Below are 14723 nucleotides of genomic sequence, written 5' to 3'. Positions count from 1 at the left end.
CTACCGCAACCGCAGGATCCGGGGGTATGTGCCAGCGACGCTCATTCCCCGGAGTCCAGACGCGGATTGACCGCGGTGAGCCGACCGTTGTCGGTCACCACGTAGAGGATGTCGTCCACCAGCACGGGGCGGGTCACGACCGCGCCGGAACTCGCCCGCAGACGCGCCACGATGCGCCCGTCCTCCAGGTGGAACCAGTGCAGGTAGCCTTCGTAATCCCCGACGATGGCGTAGTCACCGACCACGACCGGGGCGGTGACGCCGCGCAGGCGTAGCTGGTCGCTCTGCCAGAGATCGGCGCCATTGCGCGGGTCCACCCCCCACAGGTGGCTCTCGGCATCGGTGACCGCGAGGACGTTCGCCTCGTTCGTCACGTCCCCACCCTGATAGGACGAAAAGTCGCGGGCCCAGAAGATCTCGCCCGAGTCCAGGTCGATGGCGGCCAGGCGCCCCTGATACCCGGATGCGATCGCCGCACCCTGGTAGATCGGCATGTAGCCGTCGACATCGACCATGCGCTCCACTTCCGAACGCCCGGTCGGGATGCCGAGGGTGGTCTCCCACAGCACGTTGCCGCGCTCCCGCCCGAGCATCACCACACGGCCGTTATCGAAGCCCGTGAGCACGCGTCCGGCCGTCATCTGAGGCCGGTGCGCACCGCGCAGGCTCAGCGAGGGCGTGGTCCGCAGCGCGGTCCATTGCGTGGCCCCGGAGGCCGCATCGAGGGCATGCACGCGACCATCGTTGGTGCGTGCAATCACCACCCCCGAGGCGACATCCGAGACCGCCACGACCTCGCTGGACAGACGCGAGCGCCAGCGCTCGCCATCGCCCTGCAGATCCACCGCTATGGCCTCGCCCTCCAGGGTGCCGATCACGGCGATCTCGTCGCCCACACCGACACCCGCCGACACCCGGGCGTCGTCCAGGCGCAGCCGCCAGCGCTGGCTTCCGCTCTCGGGGTTCATCCCCGAGACGCGGCCATCGGCATCCACCATCACCAGCATGTCGTCCGCCACCCCCGGATAGACCTGCCAGAGAAAGCGTTCACCACCGCTCCCGACCGAACGCGACCACAGCTGTTCCGGCTGCGCCTCCGCCTCGAAATCGGGCAGGTCGGCCGGGGGCTCCGTGGTATCGCGTTGCCACAGGCCACAGGCACTCAGCGACAGCATGAGCGCACCGGCAATCAGCAGGCGCATGGCAGTCTTCGTCGGGGCAGGCACGGACATGGAACAGTAATCCTTTAGGCGGAGAGCTCTTCGTACTTCAGGCTCAGGTATTCGGGTGTGTGGCCATGGTCGAGCGCTTCGCGATAGCGCTCGCGGGCCCGGTCGAGATCCCCGCGCGCCCGCGCGAGGTCGCCTTCCAGTTCCAGGCGCAAGCCACGAAAGGCATCGCGGCGCACGTCGTCGAGGGCCGATTGGGCATCATCATACTGCTCCGCCAGAATCATCTGGCGCGCCATGCGCAGGGTGAGCAGTTCCCGGTAGCCCCGATCCGGCGCGGCATCACGAGCGGCGCTCAGGGCCTCGATCGCCCCCTCGTGGTCGCTCTCGGAAACCGCCAGGTCGGCACGGAACACCCAGGCCAGCGAGCGGTACGGTGTTCCCCGGCCCTGCTCGATCAACTGGTCAGCCAGCTCCATCGCACGGGCATTATCGCCGGCCTGCGCCGCGCCCTGCATGGCGATATACATGTCGGAGGCGCCGGCCGCGCGCTCTTCCTGGTGACCGCTCCACCAGTTCCAGCCGATCAGGCCAGCGACGCCCAGCACCAGGCCGGCGATAATGGCGATCGCATTGTCCGACCACCACTGTTTGATGCGCTCGGCTTTTTCTTCGTCGGTGAGGTAACTCATGGTCCTCTCGATTCTCTAGTTTCGATACGTACTGAACGCGCGTCAGGCGTCGATAGCGTGCAGGGCCTGCTCCAAATGGCGCGCCAGCCCCTCGCGCGGTACGGTACTTTGTTCAGCTCCGGGCGATCTTAACGGCTTCACCGTCACGGTGCCCGCGGCGTGTTCGTCAGTTCCGAGCACCAGGGCAAAATGCGCACCCAGGCGATCCGCCCGTTTCATCTGTGACTTGAAGCTGCCGCCCCCGCAGTGCTGGACCAGCCGCAGCCCGGGCAGTTCGCTGCGCAGCAGCTCGGCCAGCGCCAGCGCCGACCCCACCATTTCGTCACCGCCCACGACCAGGTAGGCATCCGGCCCTGGCGGCTGCGGTGCGTCTTCCCGGGCTTCCAGCAGCGCGACCAGGCGCTCCAGCCCCATGGCCATGCCAATAGCCGGGGTGCCACGTCCACCCAGCTGCTCCACCAGGCCGTCATAACGGCCGCCGGCGCAGACCGTGCCCTGGGCCCCCAGGTCGTCCGTGATCCACTCGAACACGGTGTGCGTATAGTAGTCCAGACCACGTACCAGACGCGGGTTGTGGACGTATTCGATACCCAGCACGTCCAGATGCGACCGCAGGGCGTCGAAATGCGCGCGCGATTCGTCGTCCAGGTGGTCCATCAGGCTGGGCGCGTTCGCGACCACCGCGCGCGTCTCCGGGTGCTTGCTGTCCAGAATGCGCATCGGGTTGTCGTGCAGCCGCCGCAGCGCCTCTTCGTCCAGCGAATCGCGGTGCTGCTCCAGGTAGGCGATCAGCTGTTCCCGATACTGCGCGCGACTCGCGGGCGTGCCCAGGGTATTCAGCTCGAGACGGACATTGTCCAGGCCCAGCATCTGCCAGAGCCGCGCGGTCATGGCGATCATCTCGGCGTCTACATCCGGGCCCTGGAGGCCGAACACCTCCACCCCGACCTGGTGGAACTGGCGATAGCGGCCCTTCTGCGGACGCTCGTGGCGGAACATCGGCCCCAGGTACCAGAGCCGCTGGACCTGATTGTGCAGCAGGCCGTGCTGAATGCCGGCGCGCACGCAGGAGGCCGTCGCCTCTGGCCGCAGACTCAGGCTGTCGCCATTGCGGTCCTCGAAGGTGTACATCTCCTTTTCGACAATATCCGTGACATCGCCGATGGAGCGCTTGAACAGTTCCGTTGCCTCGACCACCGGCATGCGGATCTCCTGGTACCCGTAGCGGCCCAGCAGGTCGCGCAGGCGGTCTTCCAGGTGCTGCCAGACATGGATCGACTCGGGCAGGATGTCATGCATCCCGCGGATGGACTTGATTGCTTTCATGTTGCCTTTGTGGATTCGGGACCGTTCACGCCGCCTAGGGAAACACTGATCAATGTAGACACTCGCTGCTTCGTCGCTCTTGCGTGCGAACAAGGCGCGGTGCGCAGCCGGTAGTGGTTCTACCGGCAAGCGGCGCAACGCAGGATCGGGGAACCTGGGGCGCCAACGCGAGCGTGTACATTGATCGGTGTTTCCCTAGCACGTGGACGGAGTCGAAAAAATCAGGGTTCGAGGTCGAAACGCGCGGTGCGGTCCCCGCGGATGTGCGACTCGAGATCGAAGGGCTCGTCATCCAGGGTCAGCTCGACCCCCTGGGCATTCCCCAGCACCACGCGCCCGGGCAATGTCAGCTCCAGTTCCTCGCGATCGCCTCCGCTCAGCACGCCGGTGAAGACGACCTCGTCGTCGGCATCGCGAATCTCGACCCAGGAGGTCTCGCTGACATCCAGCACCAGCCGGCTCATGCCCTCGCGTTCGGCCTCGCCGGCATCGGATTCCGCCGTTTCCTCCTCCTGTTCTGCGGAAGGCCTGGTCTCGCCCGTCAGAAGGGCCATGTCCGAAACCGGGCCGGGATCCTCGGCCACCTCATGCGCTTCGACGTCATCCGTCGCCGCGTCCTCCGAAGGTACCGGCTCGGTCAGGGTGTCCATCACGGGTTCCGGATCCCGTTCTGCATCCGCCTCGCTGGCCTCGCTCCCGGCTTCGGCTTCGGCCGGTGCCTCGGCCTGGGGTTCCGCCTCCTCGATCAGCGCTGGCGGAGCACCCAATTCATCGTCGGTGGTCGCGGGCGCTGCGTCCTGAGACACAGCCGCTGGATCGTCTTCCGTCCACCCCAGGGACGGAAACGACGGTGTCCCGCCTCCGCGCTCCGTCCAGGCGTACACCCCCAGCCCCAGCAGCCCCAGCAGTAGCAGGAAGGTCAGCCAGTACGGCGCGCTGGAACGCCGCCGTCCCCTGGAACGCGCGGAAGCAGTCGCCACCGCACGCAGCTCCGGCTCCGTCAGCCCGTGGCTCTCGAATGCCCGTAGCCAGGGATCGGCATTCACCCCGAGCTCGCGCGCACAGGCCCGCAGGTAGCCCCGAACATACGCCGGCGCCATATGGTCGAACCGGTTCGCCTCCAGATCCTCCAGTGTGCCCCGGCCAAGGTGGATCCGGTGCGCCAGCGTGGCGGTATCCAGACCGGCGGCCTCGCGCGCCCGGCGCAGGCTGTTGCCGGGCTCGCCTTCGCCGCTCTCGGGATCGGGAGGCGGAGGCTGGTCACGGGTTGTCAGACCACCCGCAGGAGGCACATCCGACGCGCCATGCGGATCATCATCCGTGGTACGCAGCGGCTCCATCTCGGAAACGGAATCGTCGACTTCGTCGACCCGGCCCAGGCCCGGCTCCTTGTCGTCACGCGGCTCAGCCACCATTACGCTCCATGTCTTCCAGGCGGACCAGCTCCATGCTGTCCGGATACTGACGGCGGAGGCGTTCCGCACAATCGTCCGCCGCCCGACGATTGCCGAGCGCCATCTCCGCCTGATAGCACAGGAACAGCGTCTCGGAATTCTCCACGCCCAGCCCTTCCAGGCGCTGGAGGAATGCCCGGGTCTGCATCGGGCGGTCGTCTCCGTAGGTCAGGCTCGCCATTTCCAGAAGGGCCCGCGGATACTGCGGGTTGATGCGCAGCGCCTCGCGGAGCTTCTCTTCCGCGCGCTCGCTGTCGCCGGCATCGGAGAAGCACACCCCGGAGTTCATCAGGGCAATCTCGCGCTGGTCGTAGTCCGGGTTGTCGATCGCCTTGGCGAACAGCTCCTGTGCCTCGTCAAAGGCCTCGCGCCGGCACAACAGTGCCCCGAGGCTCGTTTGCACATACGGGTTGCCATCGTCGCGCCGGAGCGCCCGCCGATAGTGTTCCTCCGCCCGGTCATACGCACCGCGGCGCTCGTAGACGTTCGCCATGCCCAGATTGGCGAGCGGATGGTTGGCGTCAAATTCCAGTGCCCGCTTCAGGTTGCGCTCGGCCTGGTCGACTTCGCCCTCGCGCAGGTACCCGATGCCCAGTTCGGCATTGACCTCCGCCGCTTCTGCACGCTCCCCGGTCACCTCGCGCTCCGCCATCGCGGCACAGCCCCCGAGGGCCACCCCCAGCACCAGCACAGCCAACGGGCGCCCCCATCGCCGCCCCATCAAGAGGCCCTCCGCGGCCGCTCAGGCAATTCGGCGTGCAGACGAATCATGCGCATCCCCCGGTTAGTACGGTCCTCCACCTGCCCCACCAGCTGTCCGCAGGCCGCGTCGATGTCGTCCCCGCGCGTGCGTCGCACCGTGGTCACGTAGCCCGCCTTTTGCAGCTGACGCTCGAAACGCTCGATATCCGCTTCGGCGGGGCGGTCGAAGGGCGCACCGGGAAACGGATTGAACGGGATCAGGTTGATCTTGCCCGGGATGCCCCGCAGCACGCCCGCGAGCTGATTGGCATGTTCGGGGCGATCATTCACGCCAGCCAGCAGCACGTATTCAAACGTGACACCGCTGTGGGCGCCCGTCGCCTCGACATAGCGCCGACAGCTCTCCATCAGGCGCGCGATCGGATACTTGCGGTTGATGGGGACCAGACGGTCACGCAGCGCGTCATTCGGGGCATGCAGGCTGACCGCCAGGGCCACATCGGTGTCCTCGCTGAGGCGGTCCAGCGCCGGCACCAGTCCGGAGGTCGACAGCGTCACCCGGCGACGGCTGAGGCCATAGGCATTGTCGTCGGTCATCAGCTGGCAGGCAGCGACCACGGCATCGTAGTTGGCCAGGGGCTCGCCCATGCCCATCAACACCACATTGCTGACCGCGCGGGGACGGCCCTGAGGGGCCGGCAGACGCTGCATCGCCAGCCAGACCTGGCCGATGATCTCGGCGGCCGTCAGGTTGCGATTGAAGCCCTGCTGGGCGGTCGAACAGAAGGTACAGTCCAGCGCGCAACCGACCTGCGAGGAGATGCACAGGGTGCCGCGTCCGGATTCGGGGATGAAGACGGTCTCGATCGCGTTGCCATCCGCCAGACGCAGCACCCATTTCACGGTACCGTCGCCAGAGGCCTTCTCCAGCGCGATCTCGGGCAGGGCAACCTCGGTTTCGCGCGACAGGCGCTCGCGCAGCTTGCGCGATACGTCCGTCATCGCGTCGAAGTCCGTGACTCCGCGCTGATGCATCCACTTGACGAGCTGCGTGGCACGGAAACGCGGCTCACCCCACTGCGCCAGCAGCTCGGTGAGCTGGCTGCGACTGTAACCCAGCAGATTCAGAGGTGTAGAGGTTTCCGCTGCCATGCTCGCGACCGGTTGAAAACACCCCCTAGTGTACTGTGCATGGGGGATGCCTGCCTACGGGGCCCGCAAAAGGCGCCGCGGCAGACGAAAAGGGCGCGGGCAGGACGATCCGCGCCCTTCCCGAACCGGTGCTTAACGGGTACGCGGGCAAACGCCGTCGTTGCCGAAGAAGAACTCGATCTCGCGCGCGGCGGTTTCCGCGGCATCCGAGCCATGGACAGCGTTCTCGTCGATGGAGGTCGCGAAGTCCGCACGGATCGTGCCCGGCGCCGCTTCCTTCGGATTGGTGGCACCCATGATTTCGCGGTTCTTGGCAATGGCGTCCTCGCCTTCGAGCACCTGCACCATCACCGGGCCGGAGATCATGAACTCCACCAGATCGTTGAAGAACGGGCGCTCCTTGTGCACGTCATAGAAGCCCTCGGCCTGTTCGCGGCTCAGATGCATCATGCGCGCGGCAACGATCTGCAGCCCGGCTTTTTCAAAGCGGCTGTAGATCTCGCCGATCACATTCTTGGAAACGGCATCCGGCTTGATGATGGACAGGGTACGTTCTGCGGCCATGCTGGCTCTCCTGACTAAGGTTGAAAAAACGGGGGCGATCCTGCTTCGCAAACGCAAGAACCCGCCAGACGGCGGGCTCCAGAGAGGCCCCGGCTAACGCGGGCGCCAGGCAGGAACAGCGTGCGGCGCGTAGTGTAGGCAAACTCGCGCCCGCATGCACGCGCCGCCCGCATCAGGCGTGCGCCGGCTTGCGGAACTCCACCTGCTTCCAGTAGCCGAACAGACTGGCCGGGGCCACCATCGCCGGCTCCTGCCCGGTCACGTTCACGAAGTCCTCGAACTCCATATCCGGCCGGAAGCCGACCGCGCGCGACAATGGCCGCAGGCAGCGCTCGAACCCCCGCAGTAGCCACTGCTGCGACGCGAAGTGGTTGATCACCAGGATCTGCCCGCCCGGACGGCAGACGCGCCACATCTCGGCAAACAACCGATCAGGGTTGGGCACCACAGTGGCAACGTACATCGCGACAACCGCGTCGAAGCTCCCGTCGGCAAATCCGAGCTTCTCGGCGTCCATCTCGCACAGGCCCGAGACCGCAGGCAGGCCGCCATTGAGGCGGCCACGCGCCACCTCCAGCATCTCGCGCGAGACGTCGATCCCGACGATCTCGCAGTCGTCCGGATAGTCCGGCAGCGAGAGCCCGGTGCCCACGCCCACCTCGAGCACGCGTTTGCCGGACAGCGGCGCCAGGGTCTCCTGGGCGCGCTCGCGTCCGGTCGCAAACACGCGTCCGAACGTGGCGTCGTAGTGCCGGGCGTAGCGCTTGTAGCTCTTGCGGATACTGACCAGATCCATGCCGTTACGTCCCGAATACCGATGGCCGGGCGCCCGTGGGCGCCCGCAGCGTGACAGGGCCCAGATCAGGCCTCGGACTCGACCGCCTTCATGCTCAGGCGGATACGCCCCTGCTTGTCCACTTCCAGCACCTTCACGGTGACCGAATCGCCCTCGGAAAGGAAGTCCGCCACGTTCTCCACCCGCTCATCGGAGATCTGCGAGATATGCACCAGACCGTCGCGGCCCGGCAGAATGGAGACAAACGCCCCGAAATCCATGATCTTCGCGACCTTTCCGGTGTACTGACGCCCGACCTCGATATCGGCGGTCAGCTCCTCGATGCGGCGCTTGGCCTCGAGACCCGCGGCCTGATCGGTGGAGGCGACTTTGACGGTACCGTCGTCCTGGATGTCGATCGTCGCACCGGTCTCCTCGGTCAGGGCGCGGATCGTGGCCCCGCCCTTGCCGATCACGTCACGGATCTTGTCCGGGTTGATCTTCATGGTGATAAAGCGTGGCGCGTGCGAAGACATCTCCTCGCGGTGGCTCGGCAGCACCTCGTTCATGCACCCGAGGATATGCATCCGGCCCTCGCGCGCCTGCGCCAACGCCTGTTCCATGATCTCGCGGGTGATCCCGTCGATCTTGATGTCCATCTGCAGCGCGGTCACGCCGTTGCTGGTACCGGCCACCTTGAAATCCATGTCGCCGAGATGGTCCTCGTCACCGAGGATGTCCGACAGCACGGCAAATCGATCGCCTTCCTTGATCAGGCCCATCGCAATCCCCGCGACCGGGGCCTTCAGCGGCACGCCGGCATCCATCAGCGCCAGCGAGGTACCGCAAACAGACGCCATGGAGCTGGAGCCATTCGACTCGGTGATCTCGGAGACCACGCGCACGACATAGGGAAAGTCTTCGGCCGTCGGCATCACCGCCGCCACACCCCGCTTGGCCAGACGGCCATGCCCGATCTCGCGGCGCTTGGGCGAGCCGACGAAACCGGTCTCGCCGGTGCAGTAGGGCGGGAAGTTGTAGTGCAGCATGAAGCGGTCACGGCGCTCGCCCTCGATCGCGTCGATCACCTGGGCATCGCGGTCCGTACCCAGAGTGGCCACGACCAGGGCCTGGGTCTCGCCGCGCGTGAACACCGCCGAACCGTGCGCACGCGGCAGCACGCCGTTCTGGACACTAATCGGGCGCACGGTCTTGTTGTCGCGCCCGTCGATGCGCGGGTTGCCATCCAGGATGCGGTCGCGCACCAGACGGTACTCGAGATCGTGGAACGCCGTCTTCACGTCTTCCGCGCTCGGACCGGACTCGTCTTCGCTGGCGATCGCGTCGACGGCCTGGTTGCGCAGTTCGCTGATGCGCTGGGTGCGCGCCTGCTTCTCGGCGATCTGGTAGGCCTCGACGAGATCGCTGCCCACCGCCTCCTTGACGCGGTCCTCCAGCGACGCCTCGGACGGCGGTGCCTGCCAGTCCCAGGCCGGCTTGCCGGCCTCCGCGGCCAGTTCCTTGATCGCCTGGATCGCGGCCTGCATCTGTTCGTGACCGAACATCACCGCGCCGAGCATCACTTCCTCGGAGAGCTCGCTGGCCTCCGATTCGACCATCAGCACGGCCTGTTCGGTGCCCGCCACGACCAGGTCGAGGTCGGACTCTTCCAGGGCGCTGTAGGTCGGGTTCAGCAGATATTCGCCGGCACGATAGCCGACCCGCGCGGCACCGATCGGGCCTGCGAACGGGACGCCGGACAAGGCCAGTGCGGCCGAAGCGCCCAGCAGGGCGGGAATGTCGGGATCGACATCGGGGTTGATCGACATGACCGTGGCCACGATCTGGGTCTCGTTCTTGAAGCCCTCGGGGAACAGCGGGCGGATCGGGCGATCGATCAGGCGCGAAGTCAGGGTTTCCTTCTCGTTCGGACGCCCTTCGCGCTTGAAGAAGCCGCCCGGGATCTTGCCGGCGGCGTAGGTCCGCTCCTGATAATTCACGGTCAGGGGGAAGAAGTCGCGGCCGGGATCGGCCTCCTTGCGCGCGACGGCGGTCACCAGGACCACGGTCTCGGCCATGTTGACGAGGACGGCGCCACTGGCCTGGCGGGCGATATCACCGGTCTCGAAGGTGACGGTATGGTTTCCGTACTGGAACGACTTCTTGTGTGCCACGTTATATCCCGTTTCCCGTAATGCGTGCATCGGTCTTGCTTGCGACGGGCCGGCCAGCGCCCCTGCGTGGCCGCCCCTGAAACTGAACGGGCCCGCACCAGTGGCGCGGGCCCGTTGTGCCTGCCTTAGCGGCGCAGGCCAAGCTCCTGAACCAGTGCCTGGTAACGGTCCTGGTCATTGCGCTTGAGGTAGGTCAGCAGCTTGCGCCGCTGGCTGACCATCTTCAGCAGCCCGCGACGCGAGTGGTGATCCTGCTTGTGCTTTTCGAAATGCCCCATCAGATGCTGGATGCGGGCGGTCAGCAGCGCGACCTGGACTTCCGGCGAACCGGTGTCGTTGGCATCGCGCTTGTGCTTCTCGACGATGGCCGATTTTTCTTCGGTAGTGAGCGACATGTAAACCTGACTCCTGAGAATTCTGAACCGTTAACCGACCAGTGGCGCTGGCGATAGGCGCGCAATGTTAGCACGACACACAGGCCTTGAATAGGAAGAATCCCGGCCCCTTCAGGGGGCCGAAACAAACAGGCGACGGGGCCGGACCCGGCCGTCCGGTTCGCGCGCGCCCACCGCCAGGAACCCACCCTCGGCGTCATACACCCGCACCAGCGGCCAGCCAGTTTCGGGATCCACAGGCGCATCCTTCGCGCCCGGCGCGTACAACTCGATCGCCTCGGCACTCGCCGCATGGCCGTGCCGCATGGCCGCGCTGGCCTGCGCGTCCAGGCTTACGCCGGGCCAGTGCGTCAACGCTGCCTCCGGGGGCTGCAGCATGGCCTCGATCGCGGCCGCGCCCCCGGTCTCGAAGGCGGCCTCGACCTGCTCCATCGTGACCATCGCGGCGGCCTCGAACGGACCGTGCCCGACCCGCCGCAGGCTGTCGACCGCCGCCCCGCAACCCAGCGCATGCCCGATGTCGGCCACCAGGGAGCGGACATAGGTGCCCTTGCTGCAGCGCACATCGATACGCAATCGGTCGGGAGCAACAGGCTCGATCGACAGGGCATGGATCTGCACCGGCCGCGGAGGACGCTCGACCTCCACCCCCTTGCGCGCCAGCTCGTAGAGCCGTTGGCCGTCGTGCTTGAGGGCCGAGACCATCGGCGGCACCTGCTCCTGTGCCCCGCTGAACTGCCGTTCCAGCGCCCACAGCTGCTCCGGCTCGATGGCCGGCACCGGCGCCTCGCGGATCACCTCGCCATCGAGATCCGCACTGTCGGTCTCGATGCCCAGCCGAGCCTCGGCGATGTAGTGCTTGTCAGCGTCCAGCAGCCAGCCCGACACCTTGGTCGCCTGACCGAAACACAACGGCAAAAGGCCGGTCGCACGCGGGTCCAACGCCCCGGTATGACCGGCCTTCTTGGCCTGCAACAGGTACTTCACGCGCCCCAGGATCTGGGTAGAACTCGGCCCGCGGGGCTTGTCCAGCAGCAGAATACCGTCGACCTCGCGACGTGCGCGCGCCATCAAGGAAACCGGCCGGGATCAGGCCTCGCGGCCCGGGTCCTTCGGGTCCTCGGACCCACCATTGTCACCGCTGTCGCCCCCATCCGAATCGGCGTGATGCGCGCGATCCTCGGCCAGGGCCTGATCGATCAGAGAGGACATACGAGCCCCGCGCTCCGGCGTGTCGTCGTAGACAAACCGCAACTGGGGCACGCTACGCAGCCGCATCCGCTGACCGAGCGCACGGCGCAGAAATCCGGCCGCGTGATTCAGCCCCTGCTGTGCCTCGAGCCCCTTCTCCTCGCCGCCCAGCTGGGTGAAGAACACCTTCGCATGGGCGAGATCCCGCGAGACCTCGACATCCGCCAGCGTGATCATGCCCACGCGCGGGTCCTTGACCTCCAGACGGATCAGTTCCGCCAGCTCGCGCTGGATCTGGTCCCCGACCCGGTCGGAACGATGGAAGTCGCGATTGCCGGGCATCAGAGCGTCCGGGCCACCTCGACGCGCTGGAAGACCTCGATCTGGTCACCGGCCTTCACGTCGTTGTAGTTCTTCACCGCGATACCGCACTCGGTACCGGCCTTGACCTCGTTCACGTCATCCTTGAAGCGACGCAGGCTCTCCAGTTCGCCCTCGTAGATCACCACGTTGTCGCGCAGCACGCGGATCGGGTTGCCCCGCTTGACCGCACCCTCGACCACCAGACAGCCGGCGACCTGACCAAAGCCGGAGGCCTTGAACACATCGCGCACCTCGGCGAGGCCCACGACCTCTTCGCGGATCTCGGCCGACAGCAGACCCGACAGCGCCTGCTTCACGTCGTCAATCGCCTCGTAGATGACCGAGTAGTAGCGCACATCGATGTCGTTCTCGGCAGCCAGACGCTTGGCGCCAGCATCGGCACGCACGTTGAACGCAATCACGATCGCCTCGGAGGCCATCGCCAGGTTCAGGTCGGACTCGGAGATCCCGCCGACCCCGGCGGAGACCACCTTCACGCGCACCTCGTCGGTGGACAGCTTGATCAGCGACTCGCGCAGGGCCTCGGCCGAGCCCTGAACATCCGCCTTGATCAGGATGTTCACCGTGGCGATCTCGCCTTCCTGCATCTGGTTGAAGATATTCTCCAGCTTGGCGGCCTGCTGCGCGGCCAGCTTGCGCTCGCGCTGTTTGGCGTCGCGGTGCTCGGCGACCTCGCGGGCGGTCTTGTCGTCCGCAACCACCAGCACCTCGTCCCCGGCCTCCGGCACGCCGGACAGACCCAGCACCTCGACCGGCATGGACGGACCGATCTCCTTCACCGACTTTCCGGTGTCGTCGAACATTGCCCGGACGCGACCGTATTCCTTGCCCGAGAGCAGGATATCGCCATGCTTCAGCTTGCCGGACTGGACCAGGATGGTCGCCACCGGGCCACGCCCCTTGTCCAGGCGTGACTCGATCACCACGCCACGCGCGGGTCCCTCGTCCGGGGCCTTCAGTTCCATCACCTCGGCCTGCAGGCCCAGGGCCTCCAGCAGCTGGTCGATGCCCTCGCCGGTATGAGCGGAGACGTTGATGAACTGCGTATCGCCGCCCCAAGCCTCGGGGATCACCTCGTGCTGGGCGAGGTCGTTCATCACCCGCTCGGGCTCGGCCTCCGGCTTGTCGATCTTGTTGACCGCGACCACGATCGGGACGCCCGCCGCCTTCGCGTGCTGGATCGCCTCGAGCGTCTGCGGCATCACGCCGTCGTCCGCCGCGACCACCAGGATCACGATGTCGGTGGACTGCGCGCCACGGGCACGCATCGCGGTAAACGCCGCATGCCCCGGAGTATCCAGGAAGGTCACGCCGTCGTGGCCATTGTCCACGTGGTAGGCACCGATGTGCTGGGTAATACCCCCAGCCTCGCCGGAGGCGACCTTCTCCTTGCGGATGTAGTCCAGCAGCGAGGTCTTGCCGTGATCGACGTGACCCATCACGGTGACGACCGGCGGGCGCGCCTTGGCCTCTGCCGTCTGCTCCAGACCGGTGTCAATCTCGTCCTCAACCGAGGTCTCCTTCGCGGCGACCGGCGTGTGGCCCATCTCCTCGACCACCAGCATCGCGGTGTCCTGGTCGATGGACTGGTTGATGGTCGCCATCACGCCCATACCCATCAGGGCCTTGATCAGCTGTGGCGCCTTGATCGCCATCGCCTGGGCCAGCTCGGAGACCGTGATCGTCTCCGGCACCTCGACCTCGCGGACAACCGGTGCGGTCGGCTTGGCAAAGCCATGCTTGCTGGCAACGGCCTGCGCGGCGGCGGACTGCGCCTTGCGGCCCTCGCCCTTCTTGCGCCGACCACGACGATCGCCAGCGACATGCAGCTCTTTGCGGTCGTCCTTGCGCGTCTTGCGACCCTTGCCCGCGCCGGCCGCGGTCTTGCCGGCTTCGGCCTCAGCGGCGGCCTGACGCTGGGCAGCCTCGCGCTCGAGACGTGCCTGTTCTTCTTTCTCGCGCTTGGCCTCCTGGGCCTCCAGCTCCTTCTGGCGGCGCTTCTGACGCTCGCCGCGCTCGACCTCTTCCTGCTTGCGAGCCTCCAGCGCCTTGCGCTGGGCCTCCCGTTCGGCCTCGACCTGCAGGGCCAGCTGCTCGGTCCGGCTCAACGGGCGTTTTGGCTTGGCCGGGACCGGTTCGGGTTCGGGCTCGGCCTCGGGTTCAGGCGCTTCGGCCTCTTCGCTGGCCTCAGCCTCAACCGGTTCTTCAGCGGCGGCCTCGGCTTCAGGGGCGGCAGGCTCCTCGACCTCGACTTCCTCCGGCTTGGGCTCCTCGGCCACCGGCTCGGCCGGCACTTCCTTCGGAGTCGGGGTCGGTTCGGCGCTCGGCTCGGGGGTCGGCGCGGCTTCCCCCTCGGCCGGGGCCTCGGCTGGCTCCTCGACCGGCTTGCGCTTGATCGTGCGCTTCTTGCGCACCTCGACGTTCACCGTCTTGGAGCGTCCGGGCCCGGAGCTGACCTTCAGGGTCTGGGCCTGGGAGCGGCGCTTGAGCGTCACGCGCCCGCCTTCGCTCTCGCCATGCGACTGCCGGAGGTGATCGAGCAGCTTGCGCTTCTCGGCATCGGTAATCGCCGCTTCCGGGCCATCCACCTCGACGCCCGCCTCCTTGAGCTGCTCCATGAGGCGGTCCACCGGCTTGCCAACCGATTCCGCGAATTGCTGAACTGTCATTTGCGCCATGGCGCCTTACCTCCATTCCATATTCTTTTCAGGCCAGCCGAAGGCCTGCCACACGGGGTTCGCGATC

At 66.7% G+C, this 14723-nt stretch carries 13 protein-coding genes; all 13 read right to left on the bottom strand.

The features are described from left to right. Nucleotides 1-41 precede the first annotated feature (41 nt). Entirely contained in the window at nucleotides 42-1232 is a 1191-nt protein-coding gene (gene bamB, locus C995_RS0111060; RefSeq protein WP_020008821.1) for an outer membrane protein assembly factor BamB, read from the bottom strand. A 14-nt stretch (nucleotides 1233-1246) separates the two neighbouring features. Beyond that, entirely contained in the window at nucleotides 1247-1861 is a 615-nt protein-coding gene (locus tag C995_RS0111055; RefSeq protein ID WP_018864995.1) for a tetratricopeptide repeat protein, read from the bottom strand. A 42-nt stretch (nucleotides 1862-1903) separates the two neighbouring features. Then, nucleotides 1904-3187 carry a histidine--tRNA ligase gene (gene hisS, locus C995_RS0111050; RefSeq protein WP_019623571.1) on the bottom strand — a complete coding sequence of 428 codons (1284 nt, stop codon included), beginning with the start codon at nucleotides 3185-3187 and terminating at the stop codon, nucleotides 1904-1906. A gap of 221 nt (nucleotides 3188-3408) precedes the next feature. Continuing rightward, a complete protein-coding gene (locus C995_RS0111045; protein WP_018864993.1) occupies nucleotides 3409-4602 on the bottom strand; it encodes a RodZ domain-containing protein in 1194 nt (397 codons plus the stop codon). After that, entirely contained in the window at nucleotides 4592-5362 is a 771-nt protein-coding gene (gene pilW, locus C995_RS0111040; RefSeq protein WP_018864992.1) for a type IV pilus biogenesis/stability protein PilW, read from the bottom strand. Before pilW ends, C995_RS0111045 begins: the two co-directional genes overlap by 11 nt. Next, the gene (locus tag C995_RS0111035) at nucleotides 5362-6495 is read right to left on the bottom strand and encodes a bifunctional tRNA (adenosine(37)-C2)-methyltransferase TrmG/ribosomal RNA large subunit methyltransferase RlmN (protein WP_018864991.1); all 1134 of its coding nucleotides are present in this window, start codon (nucleotides 6493-6495) and stop codon (nucleotides 5362-5364) included. The genes pilW and C995_RS0111035 overlap by 1 nt, the downstream gene beginning before the upstream one ends. 132 nt (nucleotides 6496-6627) lie before the next feature. Then, nucleotides 6628-7059 carry a nucleoside-diphosphate kinase gene (gene ndk / locus C995_RS0111030; protein ID WP_018864990.1) on the bottom strand — a complete coding sequence of 144 codons (432 nt, stop codon included), beginning with the start codon at nucleotides 7057-7059 and terminating at the stop codon, nucleotides 6628-6630. Nucleotides 7060-7231: 172 nt separating this feature from the next. Continuing rightward, on the bottom strand, nucleotides 7232-7855 hold the full coding sequence (locus C995_RS0111025) for a class I SAM-dependent methyltransferase (RefSeq protein ID WP_018864989.1): 624 nt from the start codon (nucleotides 7853-7855) through the stop codon (nucleotides 7232-7234). A 65-nt stretch (nucleotides 7856-7920) separates the two neighbouring features. Continuing rightward, entirely contained in the window at nucleotides 7921-10008 is a 2088-nt protein-coding gene (gene pnp, locus C995_RS0111020) for a polyribonucleotide nucleotidyltransferase (protein WP_018864988.1), read from the bottom strand. A 125-nt stretch (nucleotides 10009-10133) separates the two neighbouring features. Then, a complete protein-coding gene (gene rpsO / locus C995_RS0111015; RefSeq protein ID WP_012982141.1) occupies nucleotides 10134-10403 on the bottom strand; it encodes a 30S ribosomal protein S15 in 270 nt (89 codons plus the stop codon). A gap of 111 nt (nucleotides 10404-10514) precedes the next feature. Continuing rightward, a complete protein-coding gene (gene truB / locus C995_RS0111010; protein ID WP_018864987.1) occupies nucleotides 10515-11474 on the bottom strand; it encodes a tRNA pseudouridine(55) synthase TruB in 960 nt (319 codons plus the stop codon). Between the two features lie 18 nt (nucleotides 11475-11492). Then, complete coding sequence (gene rbfA / locus C995_RS0111005) at nucleotides 11493-11936, bottom strand: 30S ribosome-binding factor RbfA (protein WP_018864986.1); 444 nt, start codon at nucleotides 11934-11936, stop codon at nucleotides 11493-11495. Continuing rightward, entirely contained in the window at nucleotides 11936-14656 is a 2721-nt protein-coding gene (infB, locus tag C995_RS0111000; protein WP_026279075.1) for a translation initiation factor IF-2, read from the bottom strand. Before infB ends, rbfA begins: the two co-directional genes overlap by 1 nt. Between the last annotated feature and the right edge of the window lie 67 nt (nucleotides 14657-14723).

Origin of the sequence: Thioalkalivibrio sp. ARh3, from assembly GCF_000377265.1 — a bacterium.
In the GTDB taxonomy this organism is placed as follows: domain Bacteria; phylum Pseudomonadota; class Gammaproteobacteria; order Ectothiorhodospirales; family Ectothiorhodospiraceae; genus Thioalkalivibrio; species Thioalkalivibrio thiocyanoxidans.
The sequence above is the reverse complement of the archived record's forward strand: the minus strand, read 5'-3'. Positions and strand labels throughout refer to the sequence as shown.